General features: G+C 60.4%; 18 protein-coding genes. 9 read left to right on the forward strand and 9 right to left on the reverse strand.

Annotated features, from left to right (window positions below; genetic code table 11):
- Nucleotides 1-2 precede the first annotated feature (2 nt).
- Together GHO32_RS16980 and GHO32_RS16985 are read left to right on the forward strand one after the other, a co-directional pair.
- Nucleotides 3-986 carry a LysR family transcriptional regulator gene (locus tag GHO32_RS16980; RefSeq protein ID WP_153332539.1) on the forward strand — a complete coding sequence of 328 codons (984 nt, stop codon included), beginning with the start codon at nt 3-5 and terminating at the stop codon, nt 984-986.
- Nucleotides 987-1,101: 115 nt separating this feature from the next.
- Nucleotides 1,102-1,896, forward strand: a complete 795-nt coding sequence (locus GHO32_RS16985; protein ID WP_153332537.1) for an SDR family NAD(P)-dependent oxidoreductase — start codon at nt 1,102-1,104, stop codon at nt 1,894-1,896.
- Nucleotides 1,897-1,981: 85 nt separating this feature from the next.
- Here GHO32_RS16985 and GHO32_RS16990 read toward each other — a convergent pair whose 3' ends face one another.
- The 4 genes from GHO32_RS16990 to GHO32_RS17005 all read right to left on the reverse strand — a co-directional run bounded on the left by GHO32_RS16990 (nt 1,982) and on the right by GHO32_RS17005 (nt 6,959).
- Nucleotides 1,982-2,851, reverse strand: a complete 870-nt coding sequence (locus GHO32_RS16990; RefSeq protein ID WP_048372137.1) for an oxaloacetate decarboxylase — start codon at nt 2,849-2,851, stop codon at nt 1,982-1,984.
- A 313-nt stretch (nt 2,852-3,164) separates the two neighbouring features.
- Nucleotides 3,165-5,522 (reverse strand): TonB-dependent receptor, encoded by a 2,358-nt coding sequence (locus tag GHO32_RS16995; protein ID WP_153332535.1) that lies wholly within the window; start codon nt 5,520-5,522, stop codon nt 3,165-3,167.
- 76 nt (nt 5,523-5,598) lie between these two features.
- The gene (locus GHO32_RS17000; protein WP_153332533.1) at nt 5,599-6,438 is read right to left on the reverse strand and encodes a FecR family protein; all 840 of its coding nucleotides are present in this window, start codon (nt 6,436-6,438) and stop codon (nt 5,599-5,601) included.
- Nucleotides 6,435-6,959 (reverse strand): RNA polymerase sigma factor, encoded by a 525-nt coding sequence (locus tag GHO32_RS17005; protein ID WP_153332531.1) that lies wholly within the window; start codon nt 6,957-6,959, stop codon nt 6,435-6,437. The genes GHO32_RS17000 and GHO32_RS17005 overlap by 4 nt, the downstream gene beginning before the upstream one ends.
- A 208-nt stretch (nt 6,960-7,167) precedes the next feature.
- Here GHO32_RS17005 and GHO32_RS17010 point away from each other — a divergent pair, with 208 nt between their 5' ends.
- On the forward strand, nt 7,168-7,941 hold the full coding sequence (locus GHO32_RS17010; RefSeq protein ID WP_153332530.1) for an ABC transporter ATP-binding protein: 774 nt from the start codon (nt 7,168-7,170) through the stop codon (nt 7,939-7,941).
- A 7-nt stretch (nt 7,942-7,948) separates the two neighbouring features.
- Here GHO32_RS17010 and GHO32_RS17015 read toward each other — a convergent pair whose 3' ends face one another.
- Nucleotides 7,949-8,905, reverse strand: a complete 957-nt coding sequence (locus GHO32_RS17015; RefSeq protein ID WP_323370470.1) for a DMT family transporter — start codon at nt 8,903-8,905, stop codon at nt 7,949-7,951.
- Nucleotides 8,906-9,000: 95 nt separating this feature from the next.
- On the opposite strand from GHO32_RS17015, the gene GHO32_RS17020 reads away from it, so the two are divergent.
- Nucleotides 9,001-9,936: a LysR substrate-binding domain-containing protein gene (locus tag GHO32_RS17020; protein ID WP_153332526.1), complete on the forward strand. Its 936-nt coding sequence runs from the start codon at nt 9,001-9,003 to the stop codon at nt 9,934-9,936.
- 26 nt (nt 9,937-9,962) lie between these two features.
- Here the strand turns inward: GHO32_RS17020 and GHO32_RS17025 are convergent, their stop codons facing one another.
- Genes GHO32_RS17025 through GHO32_RS17035 form a run of 3 tightly spaced genes read right to left on the reverse strand, consistent with a single transcriptional unit; the run spans nt 9,963 to nt 13,114 of the window.
- The gene (locus GHO32_RS17025) at nt 9,963-10,724 is read right to left on the reverse strand and encodes an enoyl-CoA hydratase-related protein (protein WP_153332524.1); all 762 of its coding nucleotides are present in this window, start codon (nt 10,722-10,724) and stop codon (nt 9,963-9,965) included.
- Between the two features lie 60 nt (nt 10,725-10,784).
- Nucleotides 10,785-12,134, reverse strand: coding sequence for an MFS transporter (locus tag GHO32_RS17030; RefSeq protein WP_153332522.1), 1,350 nt, complete (start codon nt 12,132-12,134; stop codon nt 10,785-10,787).
- Complete coding sequence (locus GHO32_RS17035; RefSeq protein ID WP_153332520.1) at nt 12,131-13,114, reverse strand: flavin reductase family protein; 984 nt, start codon at nt 13,112-13,114, stop codon at nt 12,131-12,133. Before GHO32_RS17035 ends, GHO32_RS17030 begins: the two co-directional genes overlap by 4 nt.
- 170 nt (nt 13,115-13,284) lie before the next feature.
- Between GHO32_RS17035 and GHO32_RS17040 the strand changes: the two genes are divergently transcribed.
- The 4 genes from GHO32_RS17040 (at nt 13,285) to GHO32_RS17055 (ending at nt 19,930) form a co-directional block, all read left to right on the forward strand.
- Complete coding sequence (locus GHO32_RS17040) at nt 13,285-14,748, forward strand: coniferyl aldehyde dehydrogenase (RefSeq protein WP_368668362.1); 1,464 nt, start codon at nt 13,285-13,287, stop codon at nt 14,746-14,748.
- A gap of 63 nt (nt 14,749-14,811) precedes the next feature.
- A complete protein-coding gene (locus GHO32_RS17045; protein WP_153332516.1) occupies nt 14,812-16,380 on the forward strand; it encodes an amidase in 1,569 nt (522 codons plus the stop codon).
- 155 nt (nt 16,381-16,535) lie between these two features.
- A complete protein-coding gene (locus GHO32_RS17050) occupies nt 16,536-18,245 on the forward strand; it encodes an FAD-binding protein (protein WP_153332514.1) in 1,710 nt (569 codons plus the stop codon).
- Between the two features lie 8 nt (nt 18,246-18,253).
- Complete coding sequence (locus GHO32_RS17055; RefSeq protein WP_153332512.1) at nt 18,254-19,930, forward strand: FAD-binding protein; 1,677 nt, start codon at nt 18,254-18,256, stop codon at nt 19,928-19,930.
- Between the two features lie 222 nt (nt 19,931-20,152).
- Here the strand turns inward: GHO32_RS17055 and GHO32_RS17060 are convergent, their stop codons facing one another.
- Nucleotides 20,153-20,938: an enoyl-CoA hydratase gene (locus GHO32_RS17060; protein ID WP_153332510.1), complete on the reverse strand. Its 786-nt coding sequence runs from the start codon at nt 20,936-20,938 to the stop codon at nt 20,153-20,155.
- A 139-nt stretch (nt 20,939-21,077) separates the two neighbouring features.
- On the opposite strand from GHO32_RS17060, the gene GHO32_RS17065 reads away from it, so the two are divergent.
- Nucleotides 21,078-21,863 (forward strand): SDR family oxidoreductase, encoded by a 786-nt coding sequence (locus tag GHO32_RS17065; protein ID WP_153332508.1) that lies wholly within the window; start codon nt 21,078-21,080, stop codon nt 21,861-21,863.
- Nucleotides 21,864-21,865: the final 2 nt, after the last annotated feature.

A 21,865-nucleotide genomic window follows, 5' to 3' on the forward strand; every position in this document is an offset into this window, starting at 1 on the left:
ACATGGCATTTCAAGAATCGGCTGCACCCCAAAGCAACACCGGCTACCGCAAATCCTGTGAATTGCCAGAACCAAGGATGCTTCTGGCGAACACCCTGAGTAGCGATGTAGCGCGATTTTTTCTGGTGAGCGCCCGCTGTGGCTGCTTTACCCAGGCAGCACGCAGCCTGAACATCAAGGCCACGCTATTACGCAGGCAACTGACCCAACTGGAAGATCGCCTCAACTGTACATTATTCAACTATCAGGGCAGGTCGCTGGTACTCAGCCCTGAAGGCCAACGATTGCAGGCCCAACTGATTGCCCTGGCGGACGCAGAGCAATTATCGGTGGCCATGGGCGAGCAACCGCGCATTCGCCTGGCCGTCGCCGAAACAATCCTGCACGACATCCTGGGGCGTGACCTGATTGCCTTGTTACGCCGAAATGCCAGCATCCGCCTGGACATCATCTCGCTGAAAAACCACCACGCCTTGCAAACGGTCGAGGCTGACGTGGTGCTGTGGCTCTCAGATATGGACCCAACCCCGTCGGGCCCGAGTTTCGCCGTTGAGTCCGTCAGGCCGCTGGCGCGCCTGCACTACCTGCCGCACATCGCCAAACGTTACTCGCGGCTAATGACCCGCCCAGAAACCCTCGACGACCTGGCTGACTACATGCTGGTGCAGTGGCACCCGGACCAACAGGTACAGGTGCTGCAGCCATGGAATACGCTGGTGGAACAGCGTCAGGCGGCCGTGGTGCACGTACACGATTACTCATTGATGCTGGAAATGATCCGCTGCGGCGCCTGCATCGGTTTGCTGCCGCGCTACATGAGCCACTTTGATCGCGGCCTCACCGCCATCCCCGGGCTGATGCCCGCCAGCCTGGAGCGGCAGGCCTGGCTGGCCGTCAATGCCGCCGCACCGTTCCCGCAAGAAGCTCAGAGTCTGGTGGACCTGATCGTCAGCACCTTTGAAGGGCGTAAAGAGTGGTTTGCTTGACACTCGTGGGTGCCAAGGGGTTTTTGAACGGTCGGGGAGTCAATTCGCTTTGCTGAAGGTCGTACTGAGTGTGCCCATCACACATCCGCACGATCACGCATGACAAGGAGAAGGGATGAACATCCAATTCAATGACAAACGCGCACTGGTAACGGCTTCCACCGGGGGTATCGGTTTTGCCATCGCCCAGGGCCTGGCAGAGGCGGGCGCGCAGATCGTTCTCAATGGTCGCAGTACGGAGTCTGTGGCTGAAGCCGTCGCCAGGTTGACGAAAGCGGTGCCGGGCACGTCGGTGCAGGGTATTGCTGCTGACTTGAGCACCGCCGAGGGTGTTGCGGCGTTGGTTCGCGATGCGGGTGAGGTCGATATTCTGGTGAACAATGCCGGTATCTATGGGCCTCAGGACTTTTACGAAACCGATGACGAGGTCTGGGACAGCTATTGGCAAACCAATGTGATGTCCGGGGTTCGTTTGAGCCGGGCGTTGCTGCCGGCCATGGTCAATAAAGGTTGGGGGCGAGTGGTGTTTATGTCGTCGGAGTCGGCACGCAATATTCCGGCTGACATGATTCATTACGGCGTGTCCAAGACAGCTCTATTGGCGTTGGCGCGAGGGTTGGCCAAGCGGGTTGCAGGTAGCGGCGTGACCGTTAACAGCGTATTGCCGGGGCCGACCTTGTCCGAAGGGGTTGCAAACATGCTGAAAGACGAGGTTGAGCGTACGGGTAAAACCCTGGAGTCAGTGGCGACTGCATTTGTTTTACACAATCGGCCCAGCTCGATCATTCAGCGCGCAGCAACGGTTGAAGAAGTCGCCAACATGGTCGTCTACGTGTGTTCACCTCAGGCGTCGGCGACGACAGGGGCGGCACTGCGGGTAGACGGCGGTGTGGTAGATGACATCGTCTGACGTAACGCTCTCCATGCGGTCGTTGTCTAACCACAGGTCTATCAAGGTGGTGAGATAACGGCCGTGTTATCCAACCGGGGGTGAATCACTCTTTTACGTCCATGAACTCTTTGGCCCAAGCCACGTAGTCTTCCGGCTGGGTGTAGGTGTGGGTCAGTTCGGTAGCGCTGAGGTTATTGGTGCTGTTGGTCAGGTGACGTTGGGCACGCAGGCTGTCGTAGGTGGCCTTGATCGACGCAAAGTAGGCGGCGTGACCGGCGACGACAATGCGTACACCCAAGCTGGCCAGACGCTGGCTGTCATTGAGTTTCGGGTTGCCATATGTCACCAGCATCAACGGCACTGTGAGCTTCTCGGAAATTTGCTCAAGCTGGGCAAAGTCGTCGATCCCCACGATGCAAATGCCGTCTGCACCGGCTTTTTCATAAGCCTGGGTGCGTTTGATCACGTCTTCGGTAGACAACACGCCAGCGTTGGTCCGCGCGATGATCGAGAGCGCCGGGTCTACACGGGCTTCCAGGGCGGCCTTGATTTTGCCGATGCCTTCATCGATAGAAATCAGGTCGGTGGATTTGCGGCCAAATTGTGCGGGCAGCAAGGTGTCTTCAATGGTCAGTGCGGCAACACCGGCACGCTCAAGTTCTTCGACGGTGCGCATCACGTTGAGGGCATTGCCATAGCCGTGGTCAGCATCGGCAATGAAAGGCAATTGAGCGACGCGGCCGATACGGGTGGCCTGCTCGACGAATTCACTCAAGGTGATGAGGGCAAAATCAGGGGCTGCCAGAACTTGCAGCGACGCCACCGAGCCACCGAGGATACCGACCTCAAAACCCAGATCAGCGGCGATACGTGCGGACATCGGGTCAAAAACCGAAGCCGTTTCGAAACACGCAGGGGTGGCAAGCAATTGGCGGAAGTTATTGCGCAGGGCGGTGTGGGACTTTTTGGGCATGATCTTTCCTGTTTCTGGCCATCATCGAATTACGATCTATGCCTGTTCATGGTTCAGCGAGACTACCACGCAGCAAAACACAGGTTTATGACGTTTCAGAATGGGCTATGCCGCAACTGCATACCTTAAGTGTGGCGAGATGCCTTTATGAAGAAAGTTTCATCGATCGGATGGTCCATTGAGGCTGAAGCGTTTCTGCCACTCGCTGTTGCTGTGCGTCCGGACGTAGCCTCGCAAAGCTCGACAACTGCTACGGGATTTGGGGGCGGGCAAATCAAAAGTGCCCTCTCCCGAAGGAGAGGGTAGCCGTTAATCAGAACTGATAGTTCAGCCCCAACGTCAACGAGCGTTGTGGTGCAGGTTGGCGGCCCCACGGGCTGGTGTCGATGCCGCGGAAGTAATATTCGCGGTTGAACAGGTTGCTGATGCCCGCAGAGGCGGTCAGTACTCTGTGGTCTTGCAACTTGAACTGGCGCTCGATGGCGGTATTCCACAACCAGTAGGCGGGCAGCCGGCCGACTGAGGCAATGGCATCTTCGTCGACGCTGTTGGCGGCGTCGGTGTAGGCGCTGCTCACGTACAGGCCATCAAGGCTGTAGCTCCAGTGTTCGGCGAAACGGTAATGACCGTCGACGCTGAACTGGTTGCGCGAGGCGAAGGGCACGTCATTGCCTTTGTAGATACCGTTACGCTGCTTGGCATCGAGGTAGGCATAACTGGCGTGCAAGTCAAGGGCGGGCAGGGCTTGCGGGGTCCAGAAGATTTCACTTTCGATGCCCTGGTGACGGGTGCTGCCCAGGTTGACGAACCTGTCGGTGGTGCCGTTGTAGACGATCTGATCCTCAAAATCGATGCGGTACAGGCCCATATCGACGCGCAGGCCGTCCCAGGGTGTATAGCGCACGCCCGTTTCGTAGTTCCACGCCAGTTCAGCCCCAACCTGGCCTTCCTTGACGATCTGCGTAACTTGCGGCGGCCGCAGGGATTTTTGTGCGTTGGCGTACACGTACCAGTCGTCACTGGCCTGGAAGCCGACGGTCAGGCCCGGCAACCACTCCCGGGAGGTGTTCTCGTTGGTAAAACCGGTGATGCCGTCGTCGTAATCCATGCGCGCATTTTCATAGCGCGCACCGGGGGTGATGGTCAGGCGGTTGTCGAACAGGCCGATGGCGTTGCTGATGTAGAACGCCTTGGCCGAGTCATTGAACTGCCAGTCACGGAACGGCGTGGTTTTGCCCGTGGCAACGCTTTGCCGATCGACCTTGTAGTCGATGTCTTCCTTGACGTAGCGGGCGCCCAGCAACCAGGTCTGGCTGACCTGGTCGCCGTCGATGTTCATGCTCAGGCGCGGCTCGCTGCCCCAGACCTTGAAGTCTCGCGGGCCATCCTGCTTGGTAACGGCGGTGCCATCCGGGGTGAAAGGCAGGCCCACGACAAAGTTGCGGTAGCTCTTGTGGGCGAAGTTGGTCCAACTGAACTGCACCGAATCGAACGGGCCAATAGCGCCCAATTGTTGGGTGTAGGTGCCCCAGACGCGGTCGGTATTGCCTTCGAAGTTGTCCAGCGGGCGGGTCGACTGGCGCGGGTTGTCTTTGTAGTCGCGCACGCTGAGGGCGCCCGGCAGGTCCATGTCGGCGCGGTAGTGCTGAATGCCGAAGCTCAGGTCACGGTCATCGTCGATGTCCCATTGCCCGCGCAGGCGGTAGTTCTGGATATCCGTGTCGGAGTGTTCACGACCGGTTTCACCGTTGATGCTGTTGAGGTCCAGTTGCAGGCCGAAATTGTCGGTCAGGTAACCGCCGGTGCCCACATAGGTGTCCCACAACTGGCGGCCACCGGGGTTGAAGGTGGTGCGCTCTTGAACCGTGTTTTGCCACTCGCGGGGAATCGGTTTGCTGATGAAGTTGATCACCCCGCCGACGTTGTTCGGGCCGTATTGCACCGCTGCACCGCCGCGTACCACGTCGATGCGATCCACTGTCGCCATGGTCACCGGGAACAATGAAAGCCCGGTCTGGCCATAGGGCGCCAATGCCAGCGGAATCCCGTCAGACAAAGCCTGGACCCGGCCGCTGCGGCTTTCATAGAGGCCGCGCACGGCGATTTGTGGCAGTGCGCCGGTACCGGTTTCGTCAAACACCTTGACCCCCGGTACACGTTGTAAGGCTTCATCGACCCCGCGCACGCTGGCTTTTTGCAGTTGCTCGTTGCCAATCACCGTACGGCTGCCCGCGTAGGTGCGAACTTCCGGGTCGGTGGCGCTGCCCAGCACATCGCCTTTGATCACCATGGTGCCCAAGGCTACCGGCTCAGCAGGCGGTGGCGGGGTGAGGGTATTGGCCTGGGTGTCTTGCGCGACGATAAAAAACGTCTGGTCGTCGCGCTTTTGCACGTTAAGGCCATGTTTATCGAGCAGTCGGTGCAGGGCTTCTTCAGCGGTATAGCGACCTTTGAGCGCCGGGGTGGTGCTGTTGCCGACCACGTCGCTGGCGAAAATGATTTGCACGCGGGACTGTTGGGCCAGCGTATTCAGCGCTTGCTCCAGGTTGCTGCTCGGCAAGTCGACGTCGAACGTATCTTTGTCCTGGGCATTGGCCGAGAGGGCGAACAGAAGGCTGGTGGCGAGTACAGACAGCGACAGATACTGACGCGCCGGCAAGCGTTGTTTCATGGACGGGGCTCCTGAGAACGTTAGGGTTAGTTCTATTGCCGTCATCCGCACGGCAAAACCCTACCTCGTCACCGAATTATTTTTTTGCAGGCTTGTGGGTGATGTGCAACGTACCGTCCGCATCCCGTGCCGTCGTCAGGGGCAAGATATGCGGGAACAGGTCGAGCAGGTCTTCAACGTTGTCGGTTTTGAAGACGCCGCTGATGGGCAATTGCGCCAGGGCTGGATCTTCGAGGCGGATCGGCGCCTGACGATAACGCTGGATCTGCGCGATGGCCTGAGCCAGCGGGGTGCGGGAGAACACCAGCTTGCGTTCTTGCCAGGCCAGCACGCCGGGCAGGTCGGCGTTACGGGTTGGCTGCAACTGGCCGTCAAGGACCGCCAACTGCTGCCCCGGACTCAGCCGCTGTTGCTGAGCCGGATGAGTGATTGACTGCACGTTGACGCTGCCGCGTACCAATGCCACGTGCACGGCATTCTCTTCGCGGGCCACATTGAACAGGGTGCCCAACACGGTTACGCGGGCAGCACCGGCATCCACCTGGAACGGGCGCCACAGCGTCTTGCTGACATCGAACAAGGCCTGCCCGTTGTTGAGTGCCACGCGACGCGAACGCAAGTGCCAACTGACTTCAACCTGGGTGCCGCTGTCGAGCACCACCCGGCTGCCGTCTGCCAGATCGAGCACGCGCCGCTCACCCAGTGCACTGCTGTACTGCTCGATGCGATAGCTGGGGTCTGTCCAGAACAGGCCTGCACCCACCAGCGCCACCAGGGCCCCAACCACCAGCGGCGTGCGCGGTTTGCGCGGCTTGGGAGTGGGCATCGGAAAGCGCTTGCGCAGCTCTTCGCGATGGCGAGCCAGGGTTTCGTCTTCGGCAGACAGCGGTTGCTCGGGTGAGGAGGGCGTGTTCATAAAGGGCCGGGCGGACGATCCAGGTGTGCGCGGCAGGCAGCAATGCCCAGGCGCAGGTGTTTTTCGACGGTTTTAAGTGAAATGCCCATACGTGCAGCCACTTCAGCCTGGGGCAATTCGTGAATCTTGTGCATGACAAAGACCATCTGGCAGCGCTCCGGCAATTGGCTGATGGCCTGGGTGAGCAATTCCAGCTCCCGTGCCGCCTCATACTGGCGTGATGGTGACGGCGCCGGGCAGACAGCATCCAGCGGTTTGGGCATCTCAATGAGCCAGGTCTGGCTGCGTCGTTCACTGCGATAACGGTTGACGGCTTGATCGTGGGAGATCTTGCGCAACAACGCCAACGGCGTGTGGACGTTATCCTTTTCGCGTTTTTCAAGCAATTGCACGCAGACGTCATGGACCACTTCGCGGGCAAAGCCACGATCGCCAAAACGCCGACGCACATGATCAACCAGCTCGTCGTAGTGACGTACCAGTGTACTGAGCAGTGAGGGTTTGACGGGGTCGAAGGGCATGATCGGCCTGAGCGGGTGCAGAGCGGCAGCAAATATAAATGAGAAATGTTTCCATTCATAGTGAAGATTGCCACAGCGTGCTTGCGCTCATGGGTGGAGGATTTACCGGCCGCAAAAGGGTTTCAAAACCCAAGAATGCGTCGTACAGTCTCGCGCGGCAAAACGCTAGTCGCTACGGCACGCACCCACGGTCAACCAAGGCATAACCATGATCGATTTGAACCAGGTCAGCGCTTTTCAACAGCAAACACAGGTCTTCGACCGCGTCTCGCTGCACATTGGCTACAACGAACGCGTGGCCATCCTTGGCCCTAACGGCGCTGGCAAAAGCACTCTGTTAAAGCTCATCAACCGCGAGATCTACCCGGTTGAGCGTGAAGGCAGCTACCTGAAGCTGTTCGGCGATGAAACCGTTAACCTGTGGGCCCTGCGCAGCAAGATCGGCTTCGTGTCTCAGGACATGCAAGAAGATTACACCCCGTATACCTCGGCGCTGGATGTGGTGGTGTCCGGCTTCTTTGGCGCCATGGGCGCCCACGCTCACTTGCAGCCCAATGAAGAACACATCACCTTGGCCCGCAACCTGATGCAGCAATTGGGCAGCGATATTGAAGAACAGCGTATGTTCCAGCGTCTGTCCACCGGGCAAAAGCGCCGCTTGCTGCTGGCCCGCGCCCTGGTTCACCACCCGCAAGCGCTGATCCTCGACGAACCCACCAGCGGCCTGGACATGGGCGCCAGCCTTGGGTTGTTGTCGCTGATGCGTAATTTCTGTGGCCAAGATCGCGCCATGATCATCACGACTCACCACATCGACGAGATCATTCCGGAAATCGACCGGGTGATCCTTATCAGCCAGGGCAAGCTGATTGCTGACGGGCCCAAGCGCGAGATCCTCACCAGCGAGAAGCTTTCGGCGCTGTATCAAACTGAACTGCAAGTTTCGGAAAACAACGGCTGGTATCGCTGCTGGCACGCGTAACAGCGCTTTAGCCCTGACAGGCCGGGCTTGGCAGCTTAACGCCCGGCAACCGATGACGCCTCGCCGCCCAGACCACGCCGCCCACCAACAAAGCAATCGACACCAACTCGATGAGGCTGGGCAGGCGTTGGGCGTAAAAGAAGCCATAAATACAGGCGAACAGCGTTTCAAAGACAATCAATTGCGCGCTGAGCGACGCTGCCATACGCCGTGAGCAGGCATTCCATAGCCCATTGGCAATCCACGAACCGCAGAACGCCAGGAACAGGCACACCCACACAAAGTTCATCCAGCGGCTGCTGTCGATGTTGGCAGGCATGAGGTTGGGGAACAGCCACCAGGCCACCAGGCCAAACACCACGGCGACGGTCCCGGTAGCGATGCCCAGCAGGGTAGACCATTCGCTGCTGTTGAATGCGCTGTGCTTGAGGTAACGGGCATTGTGGGTGGCGTACCACGACCAACTGATCACACCGCAGAACCCGCAAGCGATGCCCAGCAGTTGCGTGGTCAACTCAGTGCCTGATGAATGGGCACCGGTATGTTCCAGGCTGATCGATACGATTCCGAGGAATACCATCAATAAAGGCAGCTTGAGTTTGCTGATCGGCAACGAGCCCGCATCGGCGCGGCCTAAAAACGTGATGGCCACCGGCATGATGCCGTTGATCAACGAGGCCGCCGTAACCCCGCTGAGCTGCACAGAGGCCCCCAGCAGCGCATAGTTCAGCACGTTACCGGTGAGTGACAGACGCAGCAGCATGCCGACATCGGCGCGGCTGATTTTAGCCAGCAGGCGTGCTGTCATGGGCAGTGCAACGGCCAGGGAAATCAGGCCATACATCGCAAAGCGGACGCTGCTGATCAGTACCGCATTAAATTCCGGCAGCAAGGAGGGCCCAAGAATGACTCCGCCCCAAATGGCTCCGGCCAGCAACGCAAACACAATCCCGCTTTTCATCACGCCTACTCAACTAATGACTTTGGCGAGATTCTATCGGTAGCAATTGAACGCCACCTGCGATAAAAAATCAGTCATCCATTCCGCTGCGGAATATCTTGCTGTTTATCGCCACAAGGAGCTGCATCATCAACCGTTACCTGCGTGCCTTGCCGCCTTTGGAAACCCTGATCACCTTTGAAGCAGTCGGCCGCCACTCAAGCTTTACCGGCGCTTCCAGAGAGTTGTTCCTGACCCAAAGCGCCGTGAGCAAACAAATGCGTCAGCTGGAAGACTGCATCGGCGTGCCGCTGTTCGAAAGAAAACCGCGCGGCGTCATGCTCACGCCTGCCGCGCAGGAACTGCTGATAACGGTCAATACACTCCTGACCACACTGCACCAAAGCGTGACGCGGATCCGCAATGTGCATCAACCCAACACCGTCTCAATTTTGGCGACCCATGCCCTGGCGCAGTTTTGGCTGTTCCCCAAGCTGATCGAATTCAACAAGGCCTATCCCGACATCGCCGTGCACGTGCACGCAATGAATGAATTCGATGAAGCCAGCCTCAAGGATTACGACCTGGGCATCCTCTACGGCCAAGGCGAGTGGGGTGCTTTAAATTGCGACTTTCTGATTCCTGAAATCGTCTTTCCGGTTGCCCATGCAGCCCTGGACGTCACGGGTATACAAACCCTGGAACAACTGGCCAGCGCCAACCTGGTGCAGATCGATACCTCGGCCTGGCATTGCCTGGACTGGGAGCAGTGGTTTGAGCATTTCGGCATCGACTACCTCGCCCCGGAAAAAGCCCCGGTGTTCAACCAACTGACCTTGGCTTTTCGCGCGGTGCAACAAGGCATGGGCATTGGCCTGGCGTGGACCTTCATGGGCGACGAAGCCTTCGCCAAAGGCGAGCTGCAGCGCGTCACCGGGTTTGAATGCGTGACAGGGCGCGCCGAGTACCTGGTGTCGGTCAAGCATCGGCCGTTGTCGCCCTGTGCGGTGGTATTTCGGGAGTGGGTGTTGGGGTTGGCGCAAGGCGAGATTTAATGACGTAAGCAGCAACGAAATCGGCTTTAGCCTTTCTCGGCACTGCGCTGCAACATGCCTTCCAGCACAGCCTTGGCCTCGACGCTTTTCAGGCGCTCCATAAACAGCAGATTCTCCCGGCGAAGGGTGTCTTTCAGTGCTTCCAGCAGCGGCTGTTTCAACAGACGCTTGGTGTGCAACACGGATTCACGGGGCAGGGTGAGTAAGCGCTGTGCCATTTTTTGTGCTGCGGCCAGGCATTGCTCGCCGTCTTCAAAAGCTTCGTTGGCCAATCCCAGGGCGACCGCTTGCGTCCCGTCCAGGCCGTCCCCCCACAGCAACAGCCGGGCGGCTCTGGCATGGCCGAGCAGGCGGGGGAGCAGCAGGCTAGCGCCGAACTCCGGGCACAGGCCGAGGTTGACGAAGGGCATGCGCAGTTTTGCATGGTGGGTGACAAGCACCTGATCGCAATGCAGCAACAAAGTGGTCCCGATGCCAATGGCCGCACCGCAGACGGCGGCGATCAAAGGTTTGTCCAGTTGGATAACCGCGTCCATAAAGCGGAACGCCGGGCTGTTCAAGTGGGTGGGCGGCGATTCGAGAAAATCCCGCAGGTCGTTGCCACTGGTAAAGCAGTGCTCGCCCCCGGTGATGATGACAGCGGTTATCCTCGGGTCTTCGCCTGCTGCATACAGCAGGTCGGCCAGGCGGGTGTACATGGCATTGGTGAGGGCATTGAGTTTGTCTGGGCGGTTGATGCTCAGGGTGAGCAGCGCGCCTTGCTGGTGGCTATGGATCAGGTCGTTCATAAAGCTGCCTTTTGATGACGGAGTTAGAGCGCAGGCCATGCCTGCAGCAGGGCAAGTTATTCACCTCTCTGCGCCGAGAGGTGTCTCGACATAGCGATAACCTGTCCTGGAGGCATGACGCATGGCGCGCATCAGGAGCAACACGGCCCAAATTACTGGCAAGCTCACCAGCAGCAAGGCGTAGCGCAGCGACTCGTACCCGAATACCGGGTGCAATAAATCGCTGAACAAGCCAGTGATCAATGGGCCGATACCGACGCCAAACAAGGTGCTGATGATGGTTTGCAGCGCCATGGCGGTGCCGCGACGACCTGTCGGCACCAGTTGGGTTACGAGGTTGTAGGAGGGGGCAACCCACCACACGGCAAAGAACGAATACAGTGCACACCAGAGCATCGCGGTCGGGATTGGTACAGTGCCGACCTGCACTAGCAGGCTGTCGGACCACAGCAGGTAGGGGATCAGGGCGCAGAGGGCGATCAAGTGGCCGAGGATCGGAATGGTCAGTTGCCAATGCGCCTGGCGGCGACACAGGCGATCACTCAACCAGCCACTGAACAGGCCGCCAAATCCGGCCGAAGACCCGCAAATAACCCCGGCCAGCAAGCCGGCATGTTGCAGCGACAAACCATGGGAGCGCACCAGAAAGCTGGTGTTCCACATGCCGATTGCGTAAGAGCTGAGCGTGGTCAGGCCACCGGCGAGCACCAGGCAGCGATAGGCGGGTATGGCCCATAGCTTGCGCGCTTCGGCGCCCATGCCGAGCAATGCAGGCGCTGTGTGCGTGGGAGCCACAACGTCCCAGCGGCCACGCTGCGGTTCACGCACAAAAAAGGCCAGGATCGCGCAAAACACCAAGGCCGGGATACCGAGTGCAATAAAGCCGCTGCGCCAGCCATACACCTCGACTACCCAGGCACCGATGCTCAAGCCGATGATCGAAGAGAAGGTCGGGGCTGCGGTAAAACAACTGATCGCAAACGAACGCCGTTGGGGCGGGTACAGGTCTGCGATCAGCGACAGCGATGCTGAGGTCGTGGGTGACTCACTGACAGCGACCAGCATGCGGGCAACAGCCAGCGCCAGGAAACTGCCCGCCAACCCGCAGGCCATGGTCGCCAACGCCCACAACAGGCATGACATGGCCAGCAGGCGGATACGCGGCATGCGGTCTACCAGACGCCCGGCAGGCAAACCGGTGAGGGCATAGACCCCGGCAAACGCCAGGCCCGAAATTACCCCGATGGCGGTGTCGCTGACGCCAAACTCGGCTTTGATCGGTTCGACCATCACCGCAAGAATTTGTCGGCCGACAAAGTTATCGGCAAACACCAGGGCCAACAGCATCAGCAAGCCATGACTGCCCCAGCCAAGCGTGGCGGGGGGCAGTACACCTGCGCGAGCAGTCATCGCGGGGCCCACAAATCGGGCAAGCCCGGGTCACTGACTACGATCAAACGCTTGAGCAAGACTTTCAGGGCTTGCGCATCAGCGGCCCCCAGCGTGCTCGACAAGTCCTCTTCCACGGCCTTGGCCAGCGCCAGTTGATGCAGGGACATTTCGCGGCCTTTAGCGGTGAGCACAAAGCGTAATGCTTCTGTTGCCCCCTCGAAAGCCACCAGACGCTGACGCTCAAGAAAACGCATGCTGGCCAGCGTCACTTCACGCCCGGTGTAGCTCACGAAGGTGTTGATTTCTTCGAGGGTGAGGTTGTCGCGAATGCACAGGATCGACAGGATGAAAAATGTCTGTTCGTCCAGTTGTTTGCTGTTGAGCAACTGCCGAAGGGTGTTGAGCACCTGGTAGTGGGCGCGGCCCAACAGGTAACCGAGCAAGTCTTCGGTGTAGCTGCATTCTGGTGGCGGCGGGGTGGTCGCCAGTCGTAACTCGCTGCGCGGCTTACGCGTAGCCAGCGCATATTGACCGCTCTGGAACGCCAGCGGGGCGCGGTCGCTGTGATCGAAGGCAAGAACTTCACCAACAAAAATAACGTGATCGCCGCCTTCGTACTGAAAGGCCGTGCGGCACTGGAAACGTGCGGTGCAATTCTGCAGCAGCGGGGCCGCACTGACGCCATTATCGAGTTCTATCTCGGCAAACTTGTCTTCGCCCTGGGTGGCAAAGCGCCCTGAAAGCGTCTCTTGCTCAGTGGACAACACATGCACGTTCCAGTGTTTGCCACTGCTGAAGACCGGCAGGCTGCGGGCTTGCTTGGACAAGCTCCAGAGTACCAGGGGCGGGTTGAGCGACACCGAGTTAAAGCTGTTGGCGGTAATGCCTACCGGCGCGCCTTCTTCGGTCTGAGTGGTGATGATCGTGACCCCGGTGGTGAATGTGCCAAGCGCGGCACGAAACGCCTGGGGGTCGAAGCTGATGTTTTGCATTGCCATGACTGGCCTCATGGAGTGGAGTTTTCGTATGGCCAGTATTGAGGGTTTACCCACCTCGAGCATCGTCTCAACGGACTAACACTAATGAAGGGTCCTAGTTCGATTGGACGAGGCGCGGCAACGGCTTGCGCGGTTAGGGTGGCGCCAGGCGCATAGGGCGCTCACCGGCCATCGAGCCAACCTGCAAGGGGATAACAATGAGTTCAGCCACGGCTTCTGTCCCGGATCTCGTCAGCCTGCTGGCGCAACAAAAAAGCGCCTTTGCGCGTGCTGGCAGCGTCAATGCAGACACCCGTCGCCAGCGTCTTCAGCACGTGATCGATTTGCTGGTCAATCACCACGAGGCATTGACCCGTGCCATCGACCTGGACTTTGGCGGCCGGCCTGTCGGGTTCTCCCTGATGAACGACGTACTGGGTGCACTGGCTTCACTGAAATATGCCCGCGACCACTTGCTGGGCTGGATGCAAGACGAGCCCCGCGAGGTGTTTTCGCCTTACGACCAACTCGGTGCCCGGGCGTGGGTGATGTACCAGGCAAAAGGCACAGTGGGCATACTCGGCACCTGGAATGCTCCGCTGTATACCCTGTTCAGCCCGCTGGCCTCGGCCCTGGCAGCCGGCAATCGGGCGATTCTCAAGCCTTCAGAAGTGCTGCCGCGTACTGCTGAACTGCTGACCCGGCTCTGCACCGATCACCTGGACCCACTGGTCGTAGCGATGTTCAACGGCGGGCCGGAACTGGGCGAAGCCTTCAGCAGCCAACCCTTTGATCATTTGGTGTTCACGGGCAGCACGGCGATTGGTCGACGGGTGATGAGCAATGCGGCGAAAAACCTGGTGCCGGTGACCCTGGAGCTCGGCGGCAAGTCGCCGGTGATCATTTCTCGCACGGCGGACCTGAACAAGACCGCCTTCAGCCTTGCTGCGGGCAAGTCCAGCAATGGCGGGCAGATCTGCATCAACCCGGACGTGGTCTACGTGCCTCGGGAGCAACTCGAAGGGTTGCTGGATGCGCTGCGCAGTGCATATCGCGAACTCAACCCCAGTGTGGCGGGCAACCCGGATGTGGTGGCAGTGGTCAACCAGCGCCACTTGGAGCGGGTTGAAGGTCTGGTGCAAGACGCCGAATCACGCGGTGCGCGGGTCGAATGTTTGCCCGAGCCATTGGCCGTTGATGTCGACGACCGCCGCCGACCGCTGCGGGTAGTGGTCAATCCGCCTGCGGACAGCCAGATCCTGCAAGAGGAAATTTTCGGCCCGGCCATGGTCGTGTTGAGTTATGACGAAGTGGCTGAGGTTATCGCCGATATCAACGCCAGGCCCCGCCCACTGGCGTTGTACTACTTCGGCGATGACTTGCAGGAGCAGCGCCAGGTGCTCGAACACACCGTGTCCGGCGGGGTCACGATCAACGACGTGATGATGCACGCCGCGTTGCACGACGCCCCTTTTGGTGGCGTAGGGGCTTCAGGAATGGGCCATTACCGTGGCCGTGAAGGGTTTCTTGAATTCAGCCACATGCGCACGGTGTTCAAGGCGTCGGCCCATGATCCGCGCCGTGAATGGGGGTTGTTGCCACCCTATGGCGAGCATTACCTCGCCACCATGCTGGCCGGGGTCACCGCCGACTGATGGACGCACAAGTGGCCTTCAGGCCACTGCCAATAAATGATTAATCAGGGCGTGATAACGACAATGGACAACCCTAAAAACACACCGCACAACACCGCCACTGACTGGCCTCGGCGCAGTGTGCTCAAGGCCGGTGCAGTGGCTGTCGGCGTTGGCTTGCTGGGGCGCTTTGCCGATGCGCGTGCGCAAGGGCTTTCTGCCAGCGATTACCAGCATATGGATGCCTGGGCCATGAGCCAGGCGATACGCAGTGGCGAACTAAGCCCCGAAGACCTGCTGACGGCTGCACTGGCTCGCTTTAACGCGGTCAACCCGAAAATCCAGGCCGTGAACATGCTGCACGACACCTACGCGCGCAATTTGCTTGCCCAACGTCGTGTCGCGGGCACCAGTAGCCAGGGCGCTCTGGCCGGTGTGCCCTTGCTGTTCAAAGACCTCAACACCACGCTGCAAGGCACGATCACCAGCAACGGTAGCCGGCTGTTCAAGGACTCTCCGCCTGCCGAGCGCACCAGCACGCTAATAGCCCGTTACCAGCAGGCCGGGGCGGTGCCGTTCGGCAAGACAGCGGCACCTGAATTTGGCTTGACCACCACCACTGAATCCCTGGCCTGGGGCCAGACCCATAACCCGTGGAACCTGGCCATGAGCGCAGGCGGTTCTTCGGGTGGCTCGGCCGCTGCAGTGGCAGCGGGCATCGTGCCTGTGGCCCACGCCACCGATGGCGGCGGTTCGATCCGCATACCGGCGTCGTATTGTGGCGTGATCGGGCTCAAGCCCAGCCGCTATCGCACCCCCAGCGGGCCGCAGCATTTCGAAGGTTTGTTTGGTGCCAGCGTGGCCAATGTGGTGACGCGCACCGTGCGCGACAGCGCGTTGTTTCTCGATGCCGGTCAAGGTCATGAAGCTGGAAGTGCGTATTGGTGCGCTCCGCCGGAGCGTCCCTATGTCGACGAATTACAGCGTGATCCGGGCAAATTGCGGGTAGCTGTTGTGCGCCGGTCGCTGACCGGAGCGCCTCTGGACCCGGCAATTGCCGCCACGCTGGAACAGACCATCAAGCAGTTGTCGGCGCTGGGGCACGAGCTTGACGAGTTGACCCTCAACATCGACCCGCGCCAATTGTTCGGTGCCCACGGCACAGTCATAGGGACCGCCGTACGGGCGCAGATTCAGGACCGCGAGCAAGTGCTCGGGCGGGCCGCAACCGCGCAGGACCTGGAGCAAATCACGCGGGTCAACCTGGAGCGTTCACAGGGCACCCGCGGTGAAGACCTTTATCGTGCGCGGCAAACCTTTGAGAGCATCGGCGCAACCATGGAGCAGCAATTCGAGCGCTACGACGTGATCCTGTCGCCGGTCACCGGCAGCCTGACACCGACGCTCGGCGTGTTGTCCCTTGATCAACCTTGGGACAGCTACGTCGGCCACGCCATGGGCAGTGCCGGTTTTACCGTGCTGGCCAATGTCAGTGGGCAACCGGCGATTTCGCTGCCTCTGGGCATGAGTGACAACGGCTTGCCTGTGGGCATGATGTTCACCGGCCGCCTGGGCGGCGAAGACGTGCTGCTGCGGCTGGCCAGCCAACTGGAGCAAACCAGCCCCTGGGCCGACAGGCGCGCGCCGGTCTGACCCGGCGCGCCCTTGCGCGGTGCCGCAGGTCGGTCTTCTAGTCTGCTTTGACGATGAGCCGAACCTGTGCAGCGCTGATCATGGGTTGCACTCCGCCAGCGCAGGTGCTGCGTCGTTGGCGGTTTTTTCTGACCTCAGCTAATGGCATAACAATAATGACGGCTCAAGTTCAGTCTCAGACCCACTACGATGTGATTGTCGTCGGTTCGGGTGCAGGTGCGATGACCTCGGCGGTGTTCCTGGCCGACCAGGGTTTTAAGGTCCTGATCGTGGAAAAAAGCAATCAGTACGGCGGCACCTCGGCCATTTCCGGGGGCGGTATCTGGATCCCCAACAATCACTATTTCGCCCGCTTGAGCGATAACGACAGCTATGCCAAGGCGCTCACCTACCTCAAGGCAGCGGTAGGCGAGACAGTCGATGAGGAACGCCTGCGGGCCTATCTGGACAATGCGCCGAAGATGATCGAGCAACTGACCCGCAGCAGCCGGGTGCGTTATGCGGTCGCAGACAAATACCCGGATTACTATCCGCATTTGCCGGGAGCCCTGGCCGGGGGCCGGACCCTGGACCCGGAGCTGTTCGACACCAGCCTGCTCGGTGACGAACTGGCCAACCTGCGTAAACCGTCGCCTTCAACCCTGTTGATGGGCCGAATCGCCTGGACCGCGCGGGATGCGCACAAAGCCATGGCGCGCAGTTTTGGCTGGCGCCTGCTGATCATGAAACTGATGCTGCGCTACAAGCTGGATTTTAAATGGCGGCGCAAAAGCAAAATGGACCGCAGGGCTTCTCTGGGCAGTTCGCTGGTGGCTTCGCTGCGCCGCTCGCTGATGGACCGCAACGTGCCGTTGTGGCTTAACACCGACTTTAGCGGGCTGATCAACGATAACCAGCGCATCACCGGTATCACCGTGCAGCAGGATGGCGCCGAGCGAGAGCTGTATGCGCGTTACGGCGTCATCCTCGCCTCGGGTGGTTTCGAGCAAAATCAGGCCCTGCGCGATCGCTATCTGCCAAGCCCGAGCCGCCAGGCCTGGTGCGCGACACCGCCGGGTAACAACACCGGCGCAGCACTGATTGCCGGTATGGAGCAAGGCGCTGCCACCGCCTTGCTGGACTGGGCCTGGTGGGCTCCGACGATTGCCGTGGTGGGTGAAGACAAGCCCCGTGCGGTGTTTGCCGAACGAGCTTTCCCTGGGGCCATCGTGGTCAACGGCGAAGGTCAGCGCTTTGTCAACGAAGCGGCGCCGTACCTGGAGTTTGTCGATGCGATGTACCAGGACAACGCAAAAACCAACGGCAAGTCGGTGCCGGCCTGGGTGATCTTCGACGCGCATTTTCGGTTCAACTACGCCATGGGGCCGTTGATGCCCGGGCAGGTCATGCCGGACAGCCGCTTGCGCAAGGAATGGTTGAACTCACTGTACTGGAAGGCCGATACCCTGGACGACCTGGCCCGGCAGATTGGCGTCGACGCCAGCGGGCTGCAAGCCACTGTCGGCAAGGTCAACGACTATGCCGTGACAGGTGTCGACCTGGATTTCGGGCGCGGCGCCAATGTGTTTGACCGTTACTACGGTGATTGCAACATCAAGCCCAACCCCTGTCTGGCGCCGATGCGCAAAGGCCCGTTTTACGCCATGCGCCTCGACGCGGGCGACATCGGCACCAAAGGCGGCCTGTTGACCAACAAACACGCGCAAGTGGTGCGTGAGGACGGCACGAGCATTGCCGGTCTGTACGCCATTGGTAACTGCTCGGCATCGGTGATGGGGACCCGTTACCCCGGCGCTGGCGGCACGTTGGGACCGGCGATGACCTTTGCTTATATCGCCGCCAATCACTTGGCCAGCCAGCGCTAGGAGGCGACATGTCAACACGCGAGAGCAGTTCCGGCAGCCCGGTGCTGCCGCCCTTGCAGGTGGCGGATGGCAACAGCCTCGATTGGGATGAGCAGTGTGATGTGCTGGTTGTCGGCTGGGGCGCGGCAGGAGCTTGCGCCGCGCTGGAAGCTCGCACCCAGGGCGCCGATGTAATGATCGCCGATCGGTTCACGGGGGGCGGTGCCAGCGCCAAAAGCGGCGGAGTGGTCTATGCCGGTGGGGGGACGCGGCACCAGTTGGCCGCGGGTTTCAATGACAGCCCCGAGGCCATGTTCGATTACCTCAAGCACGAAACGCACAATGTGATCAGTGATGACACCTTGCGCCGCTTCTGTGCTGACAGCGTGGGCAATCTTGCCTGGCTGGAGGGCCACGGCGCGCCTTACTCCCACCAGATGCCACCCGGCGGCAAAACTTCGTACCCGTCTGACGGCTACTATCTGTATTACTCCGGCAACGAGCTGGTGCCTGCGTATGGCGGTGCCCTGCCACCCGCGCCACGGGGGCATCGCACGGTGGGCAAGGGGCAGGGCGGCGCGGTGCTGTATGCCCACCTCAAATCTGCCTGCCTGCGAGCCGGGGCCCGGCCATTGTTGCAAGCCGCAGCGCGGCGGCTGGTAACCGACCCTCAGGGTCGGGTACTGGGGGTTGAGTTCCATTGTTTGCCCGCAGGCAGCAAGCCCGCGCAGTTGCATGCGCGCCTGGCGGCCAGGGCTGAACGTTTGCAGAACTTCGCGCCAGGTTATTGCAACAAGCTGCGGCAAAAAGTCCGCCAACTGGAACGTGACTTCGCCCAGCCACGACGGGTGCAGGCGCGAAAGGGCGTCATCCTCAGCACGGGCGGGTTCATCTTCAACCGGCAGTTGCTTGACCAGCACGCACCCAAGTTTGTGCGTAATTTCAAAGTCGGCGCCACCGGCTGTGATGGCAGTGGCTTGCGTCTGGGCCAAAGCTGCGGCGGCCAGGGCGATCGGCTGGAACGGGTATCGGCGTGGCGCTTCCTTAACCCGCCGTACAGTTGGCACAAAGGCATTGTGGTCAATCGCACGGGGCAGCGCTTTTGTAATGAAGAAGTTTATGGAGCCACGCTGGGCCAGCCGTTGATGGAAGAACAGGGCGGCAAGGCATGGCTGGTGCTGGATGCACCGTTGCGCAAAAAGGCCATTCGCGAAGCGTTGTTCGGCGGTTACTGGTGGTTTCAGAGCTTTCCGGCGTTGGCACTGATGCTGTTGAAGGTGCGCAAGGGCAAAAGCCTGAGCGAACTGGCCGCCAGCACCGGCATGGACCCTGCTGCACTGAGCGCTTCGGTGCTGGCCGCCAATGCCGCCGCCCGTGGCGTGGCCCCGGAACCGTTCGGCAAGTCCGCGGGCGGGCGACAAGTGCTCGAACAAGGGCCTTTTTATGCGTGCGATATCTCGGTGAATAACCCGCTCTTTCCGCTGGGAGCCCTGACCCTGGGTGGCTTGCGGGTTGATGAACGCAGCGGCGCGGTGCTGGACGGGCAGGGCCGGGTAATCGAAGGTCTGTACGCCGCCGGCCGCAGTGCCTTGGGCATCCCTTCGCACTTGTACATCAGCGGTTTGTCACTGGCCGACTGCGTGTTTTCCGGCCGCCGTGCGGGAGCCGCTGCCAGTGCAGCCCCCAAACATAAAATAAGTGATTGATTCTTGGGGCCCTGTAGGAGCGAGCTTGCCTCGCGATCTTTTGATCTTGATCTAAGAGGCTCCGTTAAACCACGCTGGCCGAACGCAGGTTTTGCGCAGTAGTGCGCCCGGCAGGACGCCAGGTTAGCCGCGACACGGCCAGGGATTGCCGATCGCAGCCTTCGTACCTCGTCAGCGACTACAGTGGCCTGTTTGCTGCGCGACAGCGCGGCGTCGTATCAGTCAATGACCTTCAAACTGTGCCGGGCGTTTTTCGATAAAGGCTTGCATGCCTTCTTTCTGGTCCCGTGAGGCGAAGAGCAGGGCGTTGGCTTTGCGTTCCAGGGCCAGGCCGGCTTCCAGTGGTGCGTCCATGCCGGCAAGGATGACCTCCTTGATCTGTTCAGCAGCCAATGCCGGCATGCTGGCAATCACCCGTGCCAGTTCCAGCGCGTGCGCCTGCACCTGATCATCCTCCACCAGATCACTGACCAGCCCGGCAACCCAGGCATCCTCGGCACTGATGGGTTGCCCGGTCAGCGCCATGCGCATGGCCTTGACCTTGCCCACCGCACGCACCAGGCGCTGGGTCCCGCCAATGCCGGGCATGATGCCGATGCGGATCTCCGGCTGGCAAAACCGCGCACTGCGCCCGGCGACGATTAAATCGGCGTGCATCGCCAGCTCACAACCGCCGCCATAGGCATAACCGCAGACGGCTGCAATCACAGGTTTAGGGCAGTGCTGGATCGGCCCCCAGACTCTCTCGGTGTGACGTTTATAGATATCGATGGCACCGACCCCGGCCATGCTGTTGATGTCGCCCCCGGCGGCGAACACCTTGTCACCGCCGGTCAGCACGATGCAGCGCACCTCGGGATCGAGTGCCAACTCAGTGAAGTAGCGCGACAACAGCGCCTGCAATTCCAGGCTTAAGGCATTAGTCGCATGGGGGCGATTAAGCCGCAGCAGGGCCACGCCGGGCAGCGGGCGTTCAAGTAAAACCGGTGCAGCGGGCAAGTCGGACATGCGCATCCTCGAAAACCAGACAACGTAAATGAGTGCCAGTGTCCTGTTCACGAGGCCAGATTTTCATCGTCCGTTCAGACGTAGTTTGGCCAGATGTTCGGCCCTAGAGTGAACCTTGTCAGCAGAGAAGGAGCACATGATGGAGCTGCATTCGGGTCTTGATTACAGCGGCAAGGTGGTACTGGTCACCGGGGGTACCAAAGGCATCGGCGCGGGTATTGTCTCGGGATTTTTGGCAGCCAACGCGCGGGTGATTGTGTGCGCCCGGCGTGAGCCAGAACAGATGCCGGCATTCGGCGCGCGGCAGGCCACTTTCATCGCCGCCGATGTGCGTGACCCTGATTCCCTGCAACGCCTGTTTTCTGCCATCGAGCGCGACTTCGGCCGCCTCGACGTGGTCATCAACAATGCCGGAGGCAGCCCTGCCGCCGAGGCCGCGACGGCATCACCGCGCTTTCACGACAGCATCATTGGCCTCAACCTGATCGCCCCCCTCAATGTCGCCCAGCACGCCAATCGCTTGATGCAGGCGCAAACACAGGGCGGTTGCATTGTCTTTATTGGCAGCATCAGCGCCTTGCGTGCCTCTCCAGGTACCGCTGCCTATGGCGCTGCCAAGGCCGGAGTCTTGGCCCTGGTGCAATCGCTGGCGGTGGAGTGGGGGCCTAAAGTGCGCGTCGTGACGGTCAGCCCCGGGCTGGTGCTGACCGAACAAGCGCACCTGCATTACGGCTCCGATGCGGGTATTGCGGCGGTCGCGGCCGGTATCCCGGCAGCCCGTATGGGCGTGCCCGACGACATCGCCAACGCCTGCCTGTACCTCGCGTCCCCGCTGGCCAGTTACGCCAGTGGTTGCAACCTGCTGTTGCACGGTGGCGGTGAGCGCCCGGCATTTTTAGGGGCCGCGCAGGCACTGCCGATCTGATC

Origin of the sequence: Pseudomonas sp. FSL R10-2189, assembly GCF_009600325.1 — a bacterium.
Lineage (GTDB): Bacteria > Pseudomonadota > Gammaproteobacteria > Pseudomonadales > Pseudomonadaceae > Aquipseudomonas > Aquipseudomonas helleri.

What these genes read in the sequence shown, in the direction of transcription:
- GHO32_RS16980 (WP_153332539.1), top strand. Translation starts at nt 3, where the DNA reads ATGGCATTTCAAGAATCGGCTGCACCCCAAAGCAACACCGGCTACCGC.
- GHO32_RS16985 (WP_153332537.1), top strand. Translation starts at nt 1,102, where the DNA reads ATGAACATCCAATTCAATGACAAACGCGCACTGGTAACGGCTTCCACC.
- GHO32_RS16990 (WP_048372137.1), bottom strand. Translation starts at nt 2,851, where the DNA reads ATGCCCAAAAAGTCCCACACCGCCCTGCGCAATAACTTCCGCCAATTG.
- GHO32_RS16995 (WP_153332535.1), bottom strand. Translation starts at nt 5,522, where the DNA reads ATGAAACAACGCTTGCCGGCGCGTCAGTATCTGTCGCTGTCTGTACTC.
- GHO32_RS17000 (WP_153332533.1), bottom strand. Translation starts at nt 6,438, where the DNA reads ATGAACACGCCCTCCTCACCCGAGCAACCGCTGTCTGCCGAAGACGAA.
- GHO32_RS17005 (WP_153332531.1), bottom strand. Translation starts at nt 6,959, where the DNA reads ATGCCCTTCGACCCCGTCAAACCCTCACTGCTCAGTACACTGGTACGT.
- GHO32_RS17010 (WP_153332530.1), top strand. Translation starts at nt 7,168, where the DNA reads ATGATCGATTTGAACCAGGTCAGCGCTTTTCAACAGCAAACACAGGTC.
- GHO32_RS17025 (WP_153332524.1), bottom strand. Translation starts at nt 10,724, where the DNA reads ATGAACGACCTGATCCATAGCCACCAGCAAGGCGCGCTGCTCACCCTG.
- GHO32_RS17030 (WP_153332522.1), bottom strand. Translation starts at nt 12,134, where the DNA reads ATGACTGCTCGCGCAGGTGTACTGCCCCCCGCCACGCTTGGCTGGGGC.
- GHO32_RS17035 (WP_153332520.1), bottom strand. Translation starts at nt 13,114, where the DNA reads ATGGCAATGCAAAACATCAGCTTCGACCCCCAGGCGTTTCGTGCCGCG.
- GHO32_RS17045 (WP_153332516.1), top strand. Translation starts at nt 14,812, where the DNA reads ATGGACAACCCTAAAAACACACCGCACAACACCGCCACTGACTGGCCT.
- GHO32_RS17050 (WP_153332514.1), top strand. Translation starts at nt 16,536, where the DNA reads ATGACGGCTCAAGTTCAGTCTCAGACCCACTACGATGTGATTGTCGTC.
- GHO32_RS17055 (WP_153332512.1), top strand. Translation starts at nt 18,254, where the DNA reads ATGTCAACACGCGAGAGCAGTTCCGGCAGCCCGGTGCTGCCGCCCTTG.
- GHO32_RS17060 (WP_153332510.1), bottom strand. Translation starts at nt 20,938, where the DNA reads ATGTCCGACTTGCCCGCTGCACCGGTTTTACTTGAACGCCCGCTGCCC.
- GHO32_RS17065 (WP_153332508.1), top strand. Translation starts at nt 21,078, where the DNA reads ATGGAGCTGCATTCGGGTCTTGATTACAGCGGCAAGGTGGTACTGGTC.